The 15290-nt window shown below is 74.6% G+C and carries 11 protein-coding genes and 1 other RNA gene; 9 read left to right on the top strand and 3 right to left on the bottom strand.

Annotated features, from left to right (window positions below):
- Positions 1-42: 42 nt before the first annotated feature.
- On the bottom strand, positions 43-3282 hold the full coding sequence (locus ACZ7LK_RS00210; protein ID WP_471137681.1) for an FHA domain-containing protein: 3240 nt from the start codon (positions 3280-3282) through the stop codon (positions 43-45).
- Positions 3283-3724: 442 nt separating this feature from the next.
- Between ACZ7LK_RS00210 and ACZ7LK_RS00215 the strand changes: the two genes are divergently transcribed.
- From ACZ7LK_RS00215 to ACZ7LK_RS00230, 4 genes are all read left to right on the top strand, one after another.
- A complete protein-coding gene (locus ACZ7LK_RS00215; RefSeq protein ID WP_471137682.1) occupies positions 3725-5422 on the top strand; it encodes a serine/threonine-protein kinase in 1698 nt (565 codons plus the stop codon).
- Positions 5423-5529: 107 nt separating this feature from the next.
- On the top strand, positions 5530-6765 hold the full coding sequence (locus ACZ7LK_RS00220) for a serine/threonine-protein kinase (protein ID WP_469465002.1): 1236 nt from the start codon (positions 5530-5532) through the stop codon (positions 6763-6765).
- A 59-nt stretch (positions 6766-6824) separates the two neighbouring features.
- Entirely contained in the window at positions 6825-7931 is a 1107-nt protein-coding gene (prfB, locus tag ACZ7LK_RS00225) for a peptide chain release factor 2 (RefSeq protein WP_392274413.1), read from the top strand.
- Between the two features lie 380 nt (positions 7932-8311).
- Positions 8312-9289 (top strand): hypothetical protein, encoded by a 978-nt coding sequence (locus ACZ7LK_RS00230; RefSeq protein WP_471137684.1) that lies wholly within the window; start codon positions 8312-8314, stop codon positions 9287-9289.
- 158 nt (positions 9290-9447) lie between these two features.
- On the opposite strand, the gene ACZ7LK_RS00235 is transcribed toward ACZ7LK_RS00230, so the two are convergent.
- The gene (locus ACZ7LK_RS00235; protein WP_392274415.1) at positions 9448-9639 is read right to left on the bottom strand and encodes a hypothetical protein; all 192 of its coding nucleotides are present in this window, start codon (positions 9637-9639) and stop codon (positions 9448-9450) included.
- A 284-nt stretch (positions 9640-9923) separates the two neighbouring features.
- On the opposite strand from ACZ7LK_RS00235, the gene ftsE reads away from it, so the two are divergent.
- From ftsE to ssrA, 5 genes are all read left to right on the top strand, one after another.
- Positions 9924-10613 (top strand): cell division ATP-binding protein FtsE, encoded by a 690-nt coding sequence (gene ftsE / locus ACZ7LK_RS00240; protein WP_064072157.1) that lies wholly within the window; start codon positions 9924-9926, stop codon positions 10611-10613.
- A 48-nt stretch (positions 10614-10661) separates the two neighbouring features.
- The gene (gene ftsX, locus ACZ7LK_RS00245) at positions 10662-11582 is read left to right on the top strand and encodes a permease-like cell division protein FtsX (RefSeq protein ID WP_392274416.1); all 921 of its coding nucleotides are present in this window, start codon (positions 10662-10664) and stop codon (positions 11580-11582) included.
- A 67-nt stretch (positions 11583-11649) separates the two neighbouring features.
- On the top strand, positions 11650-12840 hold the full coding sequence (locus ACZ7LK_RS00250) for a S41 family peptidase (protein ID WP_392274417.1): 1191 nt from the start codon (positions 11650-11652) through the stop codon (positions 12838-12840).
- 18 nt (positions 12841-12858) lie between these two features.
- Positions 12859-13344 (top strand): SsrA-binding protein SmpB, encoded by a 486-nt coding sequence (gene smpB, locus ACZ7LK_RS00255; RefSeq protein WP_064072159.1) that lies wholly within the window; start codon positions 12859-12861, stop codon positions 13342-13344.
- A gap of 138 nt (positions 13345-13482) precedes the next feature.
- Positions 13483-13853, top strand: a transfer-messenger RNA (tmRNA) gene (gene ssrA, locus ACZ7LK_RS00260).
- A gap of 64 nt (positions 13854-13917) precedes the next feature.
- Here the strand turns inward: ssrA and ACZ7LK_RS00265 are convergent.
- Positions 13918-15270, bottom strand: a complete 1353-nt coding sequence (locus ACZ7LK_RS00265) for an MFS transporter (RefSeq protein WP_392274418.1) — start codon at positions 15268-15270, stop codon at positions 13918-13920.
- Positions 15271-15290 lie beyond the last annotated feature (20 nt).

Consider the following 15290-nt stretch of genomic DNA (forward strand, 5'->3'; position numbering starts at 1 on the left):
CTTGTGACGTCGATCACACCGCTGGGCGTCGGGCCCGGGGCCTCAGGGGCGCACGGCGGGGACGAGCGGCGGCAGCGGGGCCGCGCCCACCGACCGGGCCGCCCGCTCCAGCGCGCTCGCCAGCAGGGCCAGGTCCGTCGGTCCGTTGCCCAGCTCCCGCACCGGGCGGCGGGTCGGCGGATCGCCCATCCGCTCCCACTCCAGCGGCACCACGGTGGGCCGCTGCGTCGCCGTACGGGGAATGCGCCCGGTGACCCGGCCGCCCTGGAAGGGCGTCACCCGGCCATCCGGGTGACCCAGCCGGCCGCGCCCCGGAACGGGGACGTCCGGCCCCGGGGCGGCGGCCGGGGCGTCCAGCACCACCCGCAGCCTCGACCGGCGGGCCGGCTCCGTGTCGGCGGTGCGGTCCGGGCGGCCGGACGACACCACCAGGTGCACGCCCAGCCGGTGGCCGTCCCGGGCCACGGCCTCCAGCGCCCGCACGACCGACCCGGCCGCCGGGCGCCCGGGGCTGCCGAGCGCGGGGGCGACCAGGGCGTCGTAGTCGTCGACCAGGACGACCAGGCGCGGCAGCGGGGGCGGGACCTCGTCCGCGGCGGTACGGGACGCGGGACGCAGCCGCAGCGTCCCGCTCGGCGCGGTGTCCACGTCACCCTGGCCGGCGGGCCGGCCCTGGTCCACGGGCCGGCGCGGACCGACCATGCGGTCCGCGACCTCCCGCTGGGTGTGCCACTCGGTGAACTCCTGACGGCCCAGCAGCTCGGCGCGGCGCTTGAGCTCCGCCCCGAGCGCCTGGGCGAACTCCCGCATGCGCACCGGGTCGGAGGCCACCAGGTGCTCGGTGGCGTGCGGCAGCTCGGTGCAGGGCGCGAGCCCTTCGCCGCGCTCGCCCCCCGCCCCGTCGACGAGGAGCAGCCCCAGCCGGTCGGGGCGGGACGCGGCCGCCAGCGACGCGGCGATCGACCGGAGCAGTTCGGTGCGGCCGCTGCCCGCGGGGCCCTCGACCAGCAGGTGCGGGCCCTCCGTGGTGAGGTCCACGGCCAGGGGCCCGCGCGGGCCGGTGCCCAGCACGGCGGTGCCGTCCGGCGCCGAGGCCCAGCGGGCCATCAGGGACGCGGGGGTCGCCCGGGCGAGCCCCAGCTCGTCCAGCAGCCGGGCCGAGGGGGGCAGCGGCAGGGCGGTGGCGCGGCCGGCCGGGAGGGCACCGGCGGCGGCGCCGGGGTGCGCCGCGGGCGTCGCCCGCAGCGGGGCGAGGGCCCGCGCGAACCGCTCGGCCCAGGCGGGGGAGACCGCGTCCAGGGTGCCGACCGTGCCGTGACCGGCGGGCTGCCCGCCGGCCGTGCGCATCAGGCGCAGCGCGGTCGCCACGTCACCGGACAGCAGCGCGGCGGCCCCGCACTCGCGGAAAGCCGGCGACGCGGCGCACGCCGTCTCGTACGTCTCCATGACCGGGGACACGGGTGAGGCCGCCGGGGTCTCGGCCAGGCAGACGAGGTGGATACCGGCGGCCGGCCCCGCCCCGGCCAGCCGCGCGGTCGTCTCGCGCAGCGCGGCGGAACCGGGGTCACCGTCCACGATCACCACCGTGCACCTCCCGTCCTCCGCGCGGTGCCGCCGGGCGGCCTCGGCGACGGACGCGCGGTCGGCGCTCGCCCAGCCGGGCCCGAGCGGCCCGTCGTCCAGCCGCCGGGTGAGCTCGGCCGTCCGGGCGTCGGCCTGCTCCCGGTCGTACGCGAGGAGCAGCCGGCAGTCCTGGCCGTGGGCCGGGCGCACGTGCGGCAGCCAGCCGAGCCAGCTCCACTCGCGCTTGCGGCCCGCCCCGCTGATCAGCACGATCTCCAGGTCGGTGGGCGGGTGCAGCGCGGCGAGCTGCGCGACGACGGAACGGGTCAGGCCCAGCAGCCGCGGCCGGGGCCCGGCGAGGCCGAGCGAACCGGCCTCGTGCAGGCCCACCGTGACCGGCACGGCGGCCAGCTCGGCCCGGTCGGTGGTGCCCAGCCGCACGACCAGCGCCTCCGGGTGACCGGGGCCCCGCTCCCACAGGCGCGGCCCGGGCCCGAGCGCGGTGAGCAGCACGGCGGCGGGGTCGGGCCAGGTCTCCTGGCCGGTGCCGCGCGCGAGGGCCGTGGGGCCCTGCCCGCCCGGCGCCCCGGTCTGCCCGTCGGCGCGCCCGCCCGCCAGCCGCCGCGCCCAGGCGCCTATGCCCCGCCTGCGCGGCGGTACGGCGGTGTCGGCGGGCGACCCGGGGAGGGCGGGGGCGCCCGGGGTGGCGGATCCCGCCGGGGTGCCGGGTCCCGTGGGGGCGACGGTGTCGGCAGGGGCGCCCGGGGTGGCGGATCCCGCCGGGGTGCCGTGGGCGCCGGGCTCCGTATGGGCGCCGGGAGTGCCCGGGCCCGTATGGGCGCCGCCCACGGGGGTGCCGCGCGGGGGCGTGGCCTGCCGGGTGCCGTCCGCGCCGGGGGCGCCGGCCCCGCCGCGCGGGCCGGCCGTCACCGGGCCGCCGACGGCCACGGCACCGCCCGGGCCCGACGGTCCGGCTCCGCCCGGGGCCGGGCGGGACGCCTGGCGCGGCACCGGCCGGTCGCCGGACGAGGCCGCCGGCCCGTCCTCCGCCACCCAGGGCGCCGCGCCCGCGGGGGACACCCGGAGGTGGCCCTCGCCGTCGGGAGCGGTGGGCAGCGGGGTCCCGTCAGCCGGGGGCGGCCCCGCCGTCAGCCGCAGCGACGACTCACCCAGCCGCAGCAGCGCCCCCGGCGACAGGCGGACCGGGCGGGAGCCGACCTCGGAGCCGTCCAGGGTCGTGCCGTTGGTGGAGCCCAGGTCCGCGACCGTCACCCGGCCGCCGTCCGTGACGGTCACCGCGCAGTGCAGGCGGGACACGTCCGGGTCGTCCAGCGGGACGTCGGCGTCCGCGGAACGGCCGATACTGATCCGTCCCGGATGCAACAGGTGGACCCCGCCCGCGTCCGGGCCGGCCACCACGTGCAGCCGCGCGGCCGCGCCGTCCAGGGGCGCGTGGTCCTCGCCCGGCACCTGGAGGGACAGCACCGCGCCGTCCACCAGGGGCGGTTCGCCCAGGACGCGGCGCTGCGCGTCCAGCCGCTCCCCGCCCGCGTACAGCACCACCGTGCCGGAGGGGTCGGTGCCCGACACGGCGGCGGCCAGCCCGGAGGCGACGGCGGCCAGCGCGGTCCCGGCCGGGGCGGTGACAAGCACGTCACAGGCGCGCCCCGCGGCCTGGCCGCCGGTCGGCGCCGCGAGGACGGTCAGCCGGATCTGCATCGCCGTCAGCGGTCCCTTCTGCGCGGCGCGCCCGGCAGGGGAGGGAATGGCCCGTCTCGATCTCCCCCCACCCGCCACGGACGCGTCGTCCGGTCAGGTCGGCACGGACCACGGGGCTCCCGACCCCGCGATGCGCCGTGCTGGAGGCATCCTCCCACCTGGGACCGACAGCGCGGCGCCGGACCGGCAAGAAATGATCTTGACCGATCGGAGGCGATCACGAAAAGGCCTGCTTGCGTGCGTCTTGCGATCGTGTGGGCCGGTGCGAGTCGTGTCACCCTGGCAACCGTGTCCCGTTCGCCCGCGTCTTGCAGGGTCGAACCGGACCGGAAGACGACCCGCCGGTGTGCCACCGTCCGGCACTACAGTGGGTCGGACACCCGGGCGGGCCCCAGCGGGCGGCCCGGGCAGGCAAGGACCACGATCGCAGGGAGCGCATGACGTGCGGCCGGTAGGCAGCAAGTACCTGCTCGAGGAGCCGCTCGGGCGCGGCGCCACGGGCACCGTCTGGCGAGCCCGCCAGCGTGAGACCGCGGGCGCCGAGGCGGCCGTGGCCGGCCAGCCCGGCGAGACCGTCGCGATCAAGGTCCTCAAGGAGGAGCTCGCGAACGACGCGGACGTGGTGATGCGGTTCCTCCGGGAGCGCTCCGTCCTGCTCCGCCTCACCCACCCGAACATCGTGCGCACCCGCGACCTCGTCGTGGAGGGCGACCTCCTCGCCCTCGTCATGGACCTGGTCGACGGCCCGGACCTGCACCGCTACCTCCGCGAGAACGGCCCCCTCAGCCCGGTCGCCGCCTCGCTCCTCACGGCCCAGATCGCCGACGCCCTCGCCGCCAGCCACGCCGACGGGGTGGTCCACCGCGACCTGAAGCCCGCCAACGTGCTGCTCGCCGAGCGGGACGGCCAGATGCACCCGATGCTCACCGACTTCGGCATCGCGCGCCTCGCGGACAGCCCCGGCCTCACCCGTACGCACGAATTCGTCGGCACGCCCGCGTACGTGGCGCCCGAGTCGGCCGAAGGCCGCCCGCAGACCTCCGCCGTGGACGTCTACGGCGCCGGCATCCTGCTCTACGAGCTGGTCACCGGCCGCCCGCCGTTCGCCGGCGGCACCGCGCTCGAGGTGCTGCACCGCCACCTCAGCGAGGAGCCCCGCCGGCCCTCCACTGTCCCCGGCCCCCTGTGGACCGTCATCGAGCGCTGCCTCAGCAAGGCCCCGGAGCGCCGGCCCAGCGCCGAGAACCTGGCGCGCGGACTGCGTACCGTCGCCGCCGGTATCGGCGTGCACGCCACGCCCGCCCAGATCGAGGCGGCCGACGGCGTGGGCGCGCTGCTCGCCCCCGACCCGGCGCCGGCGTCCGTCTCCGAGACCCCCGGGGCCGCCGACCCGACCCAGGTCCTGCCGAGCGGCGCCGGCCAGTACGACCCGGGCGCCCCCACCAGCGTGCTGCCCACCGGCGGAGCCGCCGGACAGGGCGGCCACGGTGCCGCCGACCCCACCGCGGTCATGCCGCCCGTGCCCCCGCGCTCCGACGGCTCGCCGCAGCCGGAGGAGCCGCACCCGTGGCAGAGCCAGCTCCGCGCCGCCCGGGACCGCAACGAGCAGACCCAGGTCCAGTACCTCGACCCGAGCCAGGACCCCCTGCGCCGCCGCCCGCAGCGCCAGGCGCCCCCGCAGCAGCCGCCGCAGCACCAGCAGCGCCCGCCCCAGCAGTACCCGCCGCAGCACCAGCGCCCGCAGCAGCCGCCGCAGCGCAGGCAGTACGCGCCCCCGCCGCCCCCGCCGCAGCAGTACGCGCCCCAGCACCACCAGCCGCACCCGCCGCAGCACCACCAGCCGCAGCAGCCCCAGCAGCCGGCCCCGCGCCCGCCCCGCGAGCCGCGGCCGCCCCGGCAGCGCAGCGCCAACCCGATGCGCATCCCGGGCCTGGGCTGCCTCAAGGGCTGCCTGTTCACGATCCTCCTGTTCATCGTGGCGGGCTGGCTCATCTGGGAGCTGACCCCCCTCCAGGACTGGATCGCCGACGGCAAGGGCTACTGGCAGGCCATCAGCGACGGCGTCTCGGCCGTGTCCGACTGGATCTCGGGGCTCAGCAGCGGCTCCGGCTCCACCGGCACCACGCCCTCCGGGCAGTAACTCTGCCGATTTGTCGACTTCCGGGGGGTGATTTCCCCCCGGAGGTGAATACCGGCGGCCGGGCCCGCGTAACTTGGTCGGGAACGCCAGCCGCTGAGGGAGCAGTCTTGGCACGGAAGATCGGCAGCCGGTACACCGCCCACCAGATCCTGGGGCGGGGCAGTGCCGGAACGGTGTGGCTCGGCGAGGGCCCGGAGGGCCCCGTCGCCATCAAGCTGTTGCGTGAGGACCTGGCCTCCGACCAGGAACTCGTCGGACGCTTCGTCCAGGAGCGCACCGCCCTGCTCGGGCTGGACCACGCGCGCGTGGTCGCCGTCCGCGACCTGGTGGTCGACGGCAACGACCTCGCCCTCGTCATGGACCTCGTCCGGGGCACCGACCTGCGCACCCGGCTGGACCGCGAGCGCCGGCTGGCGCCCGCGGCGGCCGTCTCCATCGTCGCGGACGTCGCCGAGGGCCTGGCCGCCGCGCACGCGGCCGGCATCGTCCACCGCGACGTCAAGCCGGAGAACATCCTGCTCGACATGGAGGGCCCGCTCGGCCCCGGCGGCGCCCACCCCGCGCTGCTCACCGACTTCGGCGTGGCCAAGCTGATCGACACCCCCGGCCGTACCAAGTCCACCCGCGTCATCGGCACGCCCGACTACGTGGCCCCCGAGATCGTCGAGGGCCTCCCGCCCCGCGCGGCCGTCGACATCTACGCGCTGGCGACCGTGCTCTACGAGCTGCTGGCCGGCTTCACACCCTTCGGCGGCGGCCACCCCGGCGCCGTCCTGCGCCGCCATGTCACCGAGACCGTCGTCCCGCTCCCCGGGATCCCGGACGAGCTGTGGCAGCTCATCGTCCAGTGCCTCGCCAAGGCCCCGGCGTCCCGGCTGCGCGCCTCCGAGCTGGCCGCCCGGCTGCATGACCTCCTGCCGCTCGTCGCGGGCATGCCGCCGCTCGACGTGGACGAGCCGGACACCGAGCCCGCCGCCGACGGCTACGAGGACGACCCGTACCCGACGCTCCCCAACGCTCCCCGCCGGGCCGCCGTGCCGCTGGTCCCGGGTTCCGCCACCGACTCCAACCGGGACACCCACACCTCGATGCGCGTGCCGGCCCCGGACGAGCTCTCCGGCGGCCCCCACGGCACCGCCCGCGCCCCCCGCCCGGCCGGCGGCCGCCGCCCCGGATCCGCCCGCCACAAGTCGGCGGCCGTCCGCAAGCGCCGCCTCACGCTCGGTATAGCCGCCCTCGCCCTGGTGGCCGCCGCCGGGGTCGGCGGGTACGTGGCGACCAGCGACGACGACCCCGGCGCCCCGCCCCAGGACTCCCAGCGGTCGGCGCCCTCGCAGCCCTAGGCCGGCCCCGGGCCCGCCTGGGGGCCCGGGCTGTCGCACGCAGCCGTTACGCTGGTGTCGTGGCAGTCGTCGATGTATCCGAAGAGCTGAAGTCCCTCTCCTCGACCATGGGGTCGATCGAGGCCGTCCTTGACCTGGACAGGCTGAGGGCAGACATCGCCGTGCTCGAGGAGCAGGCCGCGGCCCCGTCCCTGTGGGACGACCCGGAGGCGGCGCAGAAGATCACGAGCAAGCTTTCGCACCTCCAGGCCGAGGTCCGCAAGGCCGAGGCGCTGCGCGGTCGCATCGACGACCTCGCGGTCCTCTTCGAGCTCGCCGAGGAGATGGACGACTCGGACACCCTCGCCGAGGCCGAGGCGGAGCTGGTCTCCGTCCGCAAGGCGCTCGACGAGATGGAGGTCCGCACCCTTCTCTCCGGCGAGTACGACGAGCGCGAGGCGCTGGTCAACATCCGCGCGGAGGCCGGTGGCGTCGACGCCTCCGACTTCGCCGAGCGCCTCCAGCGCATGTACCTGCGCTGGGCCGAGCGCCACGGGTACTCCACGGAGGTCTACGAGACGTCGTACGCGGAAGAGGCCGGCATCAAGTCGACCACCTTCGTCGTCAAGGCGCCGTACGCCTACGGCACGCTCTCCGTCGAGCAGGGCACGCACCGCCTGGTCCGCATCTCCCCGTTCGACAATCAGGGCCGCCGCCAGACGTCCTTCGCCGGCGTCGAGGTGCTCCCGGTCGTCGAGTCGTCCGACCACGTCGAGATCGACGAGTCCGAGCTGCGCGTGGACGTCTACCGCGCCTCGGGCCCCGGCGGCCAGGGCGTCAACACCACCGACTCGGCGGTGCGCATCACGCACCTTCCGACGGGCATCGTGGTCTCCTGCCAGAACGAGCGCTCGCAGATCCAGAACAAGGCCAGCGCCATGAACGTGCTCCAGGCCAAGCTGCTGGAGCGCCGCCGCCAGGAGGAGCAGGCCAAGATGGACGCCCTCAAGGGCGACGGCGGCAACTCCTGGGGCAACCAGATGCGTTCGTACGTCCTGCACCCCTACCAGATGGTGAAGGACCTCCGGACCGAGTTCGAGGTCGGCAACCCGCAGGCGGTGCTGGACGGCGAGATCGACGGCTTCCTGGAGGCCGGCATCCGCTGGCGCAAGCAGCAGGACAAGTAACTCCGCGACCCCACCGGGCCCTTCGGCGCCGGACCACCCGCTCGGCGGGGGGTCCGGCGCCGCTCGCGTGGGGCGCCGATTCGCTGGCGCAAGCTCCCTGCCATACCCGAACTCGCTTTGTCGACAAGGAAACTGGGCAGCCACCGGCGAGAGTTCGCCTTTTACGTCACAGTTGCATCGTTGCACCCCTGGCAAGTGTGATCATTCCGGGCATCGCACGCGCAACCGCCTTGACGCTTGTACGAAAACTGGGAAAGCTGACGCGCGGCATGCGCATGACTGGGGCGTGTGTGATCGGGGGCGACTGAGCAGGATCCCCCAGCGTCCGCTGCCCCGAGCGCTGCTCCACTGATGAATGAGCTACTGGGGGTAGCAGCCAGATGACCAAGAAGACGCGGGTCCGCGTGGCGCGGATCGCAGCCGGTGCGGTGATCGCGGCCGGAGCGTCCCTGACCGCGGCGGGCGCCGCCTCGGCGGTCGGCATCGACGTCAACGTCGCCGGTATCGGCGTCAACGCCGAGGTGAACGAGGGCGGCGTGGAGGCCGGCCTCGGCATCAACGACGGCGACCCGGGCGGTGTCGACAACGGCGGCACGTCCGGCGACCCGGGCACCACGGGTGCCACGACCGGCGACCCGGGCACGACCGGCGCCACCACGGGCGACCCGGGCACCACGGGTGCCACGACCGGCGACCCGGGCACCACGGGCGCCACGACCGGCGACCCGGGTACCACGGGCGCCACCACGGGTGACCCCGGTACCACGGGTGCCACGACCGGCGACCCGGGCACCACGGGCGCCACCACGGGCGACCCGGGCACCACGGGTGCCACGACCGGCGACCCGGGCACCACGGGCGCCACCACCGGCGACCCCGGCACCACCGGTGGCGGCAACGGCGGCAACGGCGGCAACGGCAACTCCGGCGGCAACGGCGGCAACAACGGTGCCACCGGCGGCAACGGCGGCACGACCGGCGGTAACGGCGGCAACGGCGGCACCGGCGGCACGACCGGCGGCAACGGCGGCACCACCGGCGGCAACGGCGGCACCACCGGCGGCGGCGACCAGGGCGGGACCACGGGCGGCTCCGCCACGTCCGGCTCCGCCACCACCGGCGGCGGCGACGCCGGCACCTGCACCGTCGACCTCGACGGCGCCGAGTGCGCGGACAACACCGACACCGACTCGGCCGGCTCCAAGCCGGTCGAGCAGGGCGAGGCCAAGGAGGAGCTCGCCGAGACCGGCGCCGCCGAGACCTCGTTCCTGCTCATCGGTGCCGCGACGATGATCGCCGGCGGCATCGGCTTCCGGATGCTGCCGCGCCTCGTCGGCGGTGGCCGCACGGTCGCCTAAGGGCAGCGGAACGACGGAAGGGCCCGGGCGGGCCGGGATCGGCCGCCCGGGCCCTTCCCGTGCGTACGGCGCGTACGGCGGGCGTACGGCGGATCGCGGGGAGAACCGGAGCGTGCGGGCAGCAGGACGGCGCGGCGGGGGCTGCGCGGTCCGGTGGGCTACACGGTCTGGTGGGCCAGCAGGGCCAGCGCCGCGACCAGGATCAGCAGGAGCGTCAGCAGGGCCACCGGGTTCAGTCCGCCGAAGGGACCCTCCTGCTGGAGGCGCTCCCGGTTCGCCCGGCACACGGGGCACCGGCCCTCGTTGACGGGGGCCGCGCAGTTGGCGCACACCAATCGGTCATAGGTCATGCGCTCTCCTCCTCCCGCGCGGCGGAGCCGCAGACGCGGACCGTGCACCGACGCGGACCGCACACGGTTCTACGGTTCTCTCCGCACAACGCTCAGGGAAACGCATCCGTTCCCCCTACCACTGTGCCAGCTCCGGAGAGTTTAGGCGCGCCCCGCCGGATTCCCCCCGGTTCGAGCTTCTACCCCACCCGGACAAATGGCGCAAGGCAGGACGGCGACTGCACGTGACAGGCCCAGTCGCGTATGGTCACGCACACCTACTCCCTGCCGACCGTGGTGCACCCGTGATCCGATTCGACAACGTCTCCAAGACCTACCCGAAGCAGAACCGCCCCGCGCTGAGGGACGTCTCCCTTGAGATCGAGAAGGGCGAGTTCGTCTTCCTGGTGGGGTCCTCCGGCTCCGGAAAGTCCACCTTCCTGCGGCTGGTCCTGCGCGAGGAGCGCGCCAGCCACGGCACGGTGCACGTTCTGGGCAAGGACCTCGCCCGGCTGTCCAACTGGAAGGTGCCGCACATGCGCCGCCAGCTCGGCACCGTCTTCCAGGACTTCCGCCTGCTGCCCAACAAGACCGTCGCGCAGAACGTGGCGTTCGCGCAGGAGGTCATCGGCAAGCCGCGCGGCGAGATCCGCAAGGCGGTTCCCCAGGTCCTCGACCTCGTCGGCCTCGGCGGCAAGGAGGACCGGATGCCCGGCGAGCTGTCCGGCGGTGAGCAGCAGCGGGTGGCCATCGCCCGCGCGTTCGTCAACCGCCCGATGCTGCTGATCGCCGACGAACCGACGGGCAACCTGGACCCCCAGACCTCCGTCGGCATCATGAAGCTGCTGGACCGGATCAACCGCACCGGCACCACCGTCATCATGGCGACGCACGACCAGAACATCGTCGACCAGATGCGCAAGCGGGTCATCGAGCTGGAGAAGGGCCGTCTCGTACGCGACCAGGCGCGCGGCGTCTACGGCTACCAGCACTGAGCAGCAGCACCCGCAGCACCCCGCAGCAAGAAAGGCTGAACGCACGCGATGCGCGCCCAGTTCGTACTGTCGGAGATCGGTGTCGGCCTCCGTCGCAATCTCACGATGACCTTCGCCGTCATCGTCTCCGTGGCTCTGTCACTCGCCCTCTTCGGCGGTGCGCTGCTCATGCGCGAGCAGGTCAGCGTGATGAAGGACTTCTGGTACGACAAGGTCAACGTCACCATCTACCTCTGCAACAAGAACGACGCCGCGGCGGGCGGCACGTGCAACAAGGGCGCGGTCACCGCCCAGCAGAAGAAGGAGATCGAGGCCGACCTCAAGAAGCTCGACACCATCGTGGAGAAGGTCCACCACGAGTCGGCCGACGAGGCGTACAAGCACTACAAGGAGCAGTACGGCGACACCGCCATCGCCAGCATCATCACGCCCGACCAGATGCAGGAGTCGTACCGGGTCAAGCTGAAGGACCCGGAGAAGTACAAGGTCGTGGCGACCGCGTTCGCGGGACGGGCCGGTGTGCACTCCGTGCAGGACCAGCGCCAGACGCTGGAGAACCTCTTCCAGATGATGCGCGGGATGAACGTCGCCGCGCTGTGCGTCATGGCGCTGATGCTCGTCATCGCGCTGATGCTGATCGTCAACACCGTGCGGGTGTCGGCGTTCAGCCGGCGGCGGGAGACCGGCATCATGCGGCTGGTCGGGGCGTCGAGCTTCTACATCCAGATGCCGTTCATCATGGAGGCCGCCGTGGCGGGCCTGCTGGGCGGTGTGGTGGCCTGCGGAATGCTGCTGGTCGGCCGCTACTTCATGATCGACGCCGGGCTCAACCTCGCCGAGAGCATGCCGCTGGTGAACTTCATCGGCTGGGACGCGGTGGTGACGGTGCTGCCGCTCGTCGTGGTGATCGGCCTGCTGATGCCCTCCCTTGCCGCTGCCATCGCGTTGCGCAAGTACCTGAAAGTGTGACGATCGCCCTTGGCGCCGTACGGTCAACCACCGTACGGCGCCTTTCGTTTGTCCTAGAGTGGGCGACATGTTGGGCCCCGAGTTCTGTACCCGGCCCCGTGGCGTTCGCCGCCGCGGGGCGGCCCTGACCTTCGTCTTCGCCTCCGTCCTGGTCGCCGCCGCGGTGACCAACTGCCTTCCCCGGGACGGCGCCGGGCCGCCGGAGCGGCCCGCCGCCCGGGCCGCCGCCCCGGGCCCCGGTGCCGGGCGGGGCGCGGTGGACCAGCGGGAACTGGCCCGCGCCGCCGAAGCCGCCGTGGCCGACGGCAAGTCCGGCGCCAAGGCGGCCCGTGAGGTCGTCAGCCGCAGCGGCGACCGCTGGGGCGCCGTCTACGACCGGCGCGAGTACGAGGAGTTCGAACAGGCCCTGGACGGGCGGTACACGGGCGTGGGCCTGGCCGCCCGCCGCACCGCCGACGGCCGCATCGAGGTGGCCCGCGTCCTCGGCGGTGGGCCGGCGGACCGGGCGGGCCTCCGGGCCGGCGACCGGATCCGCACGGTCGACGGCCGGCCCGTGGACGGCCGCTCCGCCGCCGAGGTCGTCGCCCTGCTGCGCGGGGAGGGGGCCCCGCCCGGCTCGGCGGTCACCGTGGGCATGGGGCGCGGCACGCGCGCGTGGAGCGAGACACTGCGGCGGACCCGGCTCGCCACCGAGGACGTGACCGTCCAGCGGCTGGCCGGCGGCGCGCTGCGGATCCGGGTGGCGGCGTTCACCCGGGGCACGGGGGAGCGGGTGCGGGACGCCGTCCGGCGCGCCCCCGCGCACGCCGGGGTGCTGCTGGACCTGCGCGGCAACGGCGGCGGGCTGGTCACCGAGGCCGTCACGGCGGCGTCCGCGTTCCTGGACGGCGGCCTGGTCGCCACGTACGACGTGCACGGCAGCGAGCGGGCGCTGCACGCCCAGCCCGGCGGCGACACCGGCCGGCCCCTGGTGGCGCTGGTGGACGGCGGCACCATGAGCGCCGCCGAGCTGCTCGCCGGGGCCCTCAAGGACCGGGGCAGGGCGGTCACCGTCGGTAGCAGGACGTTCGGCAAGGGGTCGGTCCAGATGCCGAGCCGGCTGCCCGACGGGTCGGTCGCCGAGCTGACCGTGGGCCACTACCGCACCCCCGCCGGTCACAGCGTCGACGGCCGGGGCATCACCCCCGACCTGGTGGCCGACGAGCGCGCCGAGGAGCGGGCCCGCACGGTATTGAGTGGCCTCGGGGGCCACTCGTAGTGCGAAAATGGCCGCACTATGGCAAAGGAAAAGAACACCGGGCGCAAGCTGATCGCGCAGAACAAGAAGGCGCGGCACGACTACACCATCATCGACACCTACGAGTGCGGGCTGGTGCTGACCGGCACCGAGGTGAAGTCGCTGCGCCAGGGGCGGGCCTCCCTGGTGGACGGGTTCGTCCAGATCGACGGCAACGAGGCCTGGCTGCACAACGTGCACGTACCGGAGTACGCGCAGGGCACGTGGACCAACCACAGCGCCCGGCGCAAGCGGAAGCTGCTCATGCACCGGCACGAGATCGACAAGCTGGAGTCCAAGTCCCAGGAGACGGGCCACACCATCGTGCCCCTGTCGCTGTACTTCAAGGACGGCCGGGCCAAGGTCGAGATCGCCCTGGCGAAGGGTAAGAAGGAGTACGACAAGCGGCAGACGCTCCGGGAGAAGCAGGACCGCCGTGAGGCGGAGCGGGTCATCTCGGCGGTGAAGCGCCGGGAACGGGCCTGACACCCGTCCGCCGCGCCGCCCGCCCGCCCCGGTCACCCGGAATAGGCTGGCACCGTCGGGCGTTGGTCACGTACGATGGCACCTGCCCCTCACAGCGGGGGCGAGCCCCCTCGGGGGCACGGTTTGAAAAATCAACATGGGGATGATCGGTTTCGACAGCGGATGTCGAAGCAGGGGAAGCGTGTCGAGGAAGCGGCAATGATCTCGTAAACCATATGTCGCAAAAAATAATCGCCAACACCAAGCGCGATTCCTTCGCCCTCGCTGCCTAAGTAGCGAGCTTGCGAAGTGTCAGCCCGGGGCTGTTCCCGACCCGGATCCTGGCATCAGCTAGGGAACTAAACCTCTAGGCCCGGTCACGGGGTGTAGAGGGAAATCAAACAGTGACTGAGCCCGTCGGAGACTTGTCCGCGTGATCTCCGGGGCCGAGAAAATCGCAGCGGACTGCACACGGAGAAGCCCTGATTCTGCACCGTTGGACGCGGGTTCGATTCCCGCCATCTCCACGAGCGGTACCTCCGGGGGCATGCCCCCGGACCCGTCACCCCATGTGGACGCAAGGCCCGGCAGCCCTCACGGCAGCCGGGCCTTCGTCATGCTCGCCGCCGCCAGGGCCAGGGCGAGTGCCGCCGCGGTGACCGGTACGGCGTAGCCGGTCGCGGCGCCCGCGTGCTCGACCGTCCAGCCGCCGGTCGCCGACCCCACCGCGATGCCGCCGAGCAGGGCGGTGACGGCGAGCGTCATGCCCTCGTTGAGCTGCGCCACCGGCGTCAGCCGCTGGACCAGCGTCATGCCCGTCACCATGGTCGGCGCGGTCGCCATCCCGGCCGGGAGCAGGGCGGCCGCCAGGGCCAGGAGCGAACCGGTGGCGGCCGTCGCCGCGAGCAGCGGCAGCGCCATCAGGGCGGTCATCGCGGCGAGGCAGCCCAGCAGCCGGACGCCCACCCGGCGGGCGGGCCGCACCGACCCGTACACCAGGCCGGCCACGCACGACCCGGCCGCCTGGAGCGCCAGCAGCGGACCGGCCGCCGGGCCGTCCACGTACGCCAGGGTGACGACCTCCAGCGAGCCGAACACCGCGCCCGTCGCCAGGAACACCGCGAGCAGCGCGGGCATGCCGGGGTTCCGGAGCGGGGTGCGCGCCCGGCCGGCCCGGGGCGAGACCGGGGGCTCTGTGGCCCGCTGCGCCGCGAACACCAGCACACCGGTGAGCAGCAGGACGGCGCCGGTCAGGGTGCCGGCCTCCGGGAACAGCGCGGCGCACAGGAACGCGGCGAGCACCGGGCCCAGCATGAAGCACAGTTCGTCGACGGCCTGTTCGAAGGCGTTGGCGGTGTGCACGGCGGCGGGGTCGTCGCGGTACAGGTGGGCCCAGCGGGCGCGGGACATGCCCCCGGTGTTGGGCGTCGTGGCGGTCGCGGCGTACGCGGCGAACAGGGTCCACGCGGGCGCGTGGTGGTGCACGCACAGCAGCAGGGCCAGCGACCCCAGGACGGCCACCACGGTGGCGGGCACGGCCACCCGCGCCTGCCCGTACCGGTCGACCAGCCGTGCCGTGAACGGCGCCACCAGCGCGGTGGCGCCCAGCCCGGCGGCGGTGACGGCACCGGCGAGGGCGTACGAGCCGTACGCGCCGGCGATCATGATGACCGCGCTGACGCTGAACATCCCCATGGGGAGCCGGGCCACGAGGTTCCCGGCGGTGAAGGCCCGGGCGCCCCGCGTCGCGAAGAGGCGGCGATAGGCGGCGAGCGCTCCCCGCGGTCCGTGCCGGGACTCGGGGGCGCGGCGCCGCGGGGCGCGCGGCTCCTCATGGCGGGGGTCCTGGTGGCGGGGCTCCTCGTGGCGGGGCTCGCGGTAGCGCGGGGTGAGGACGAGGGACTCGGAGGTGAGGGCGAGCAGGGGCGCGTTCTTCGTCTGCGGCATGGCCCCACCCTCGCCGGGCA

This window comes from Streptomyces sp. NPDC039423 (assembly GCF_055598725.1).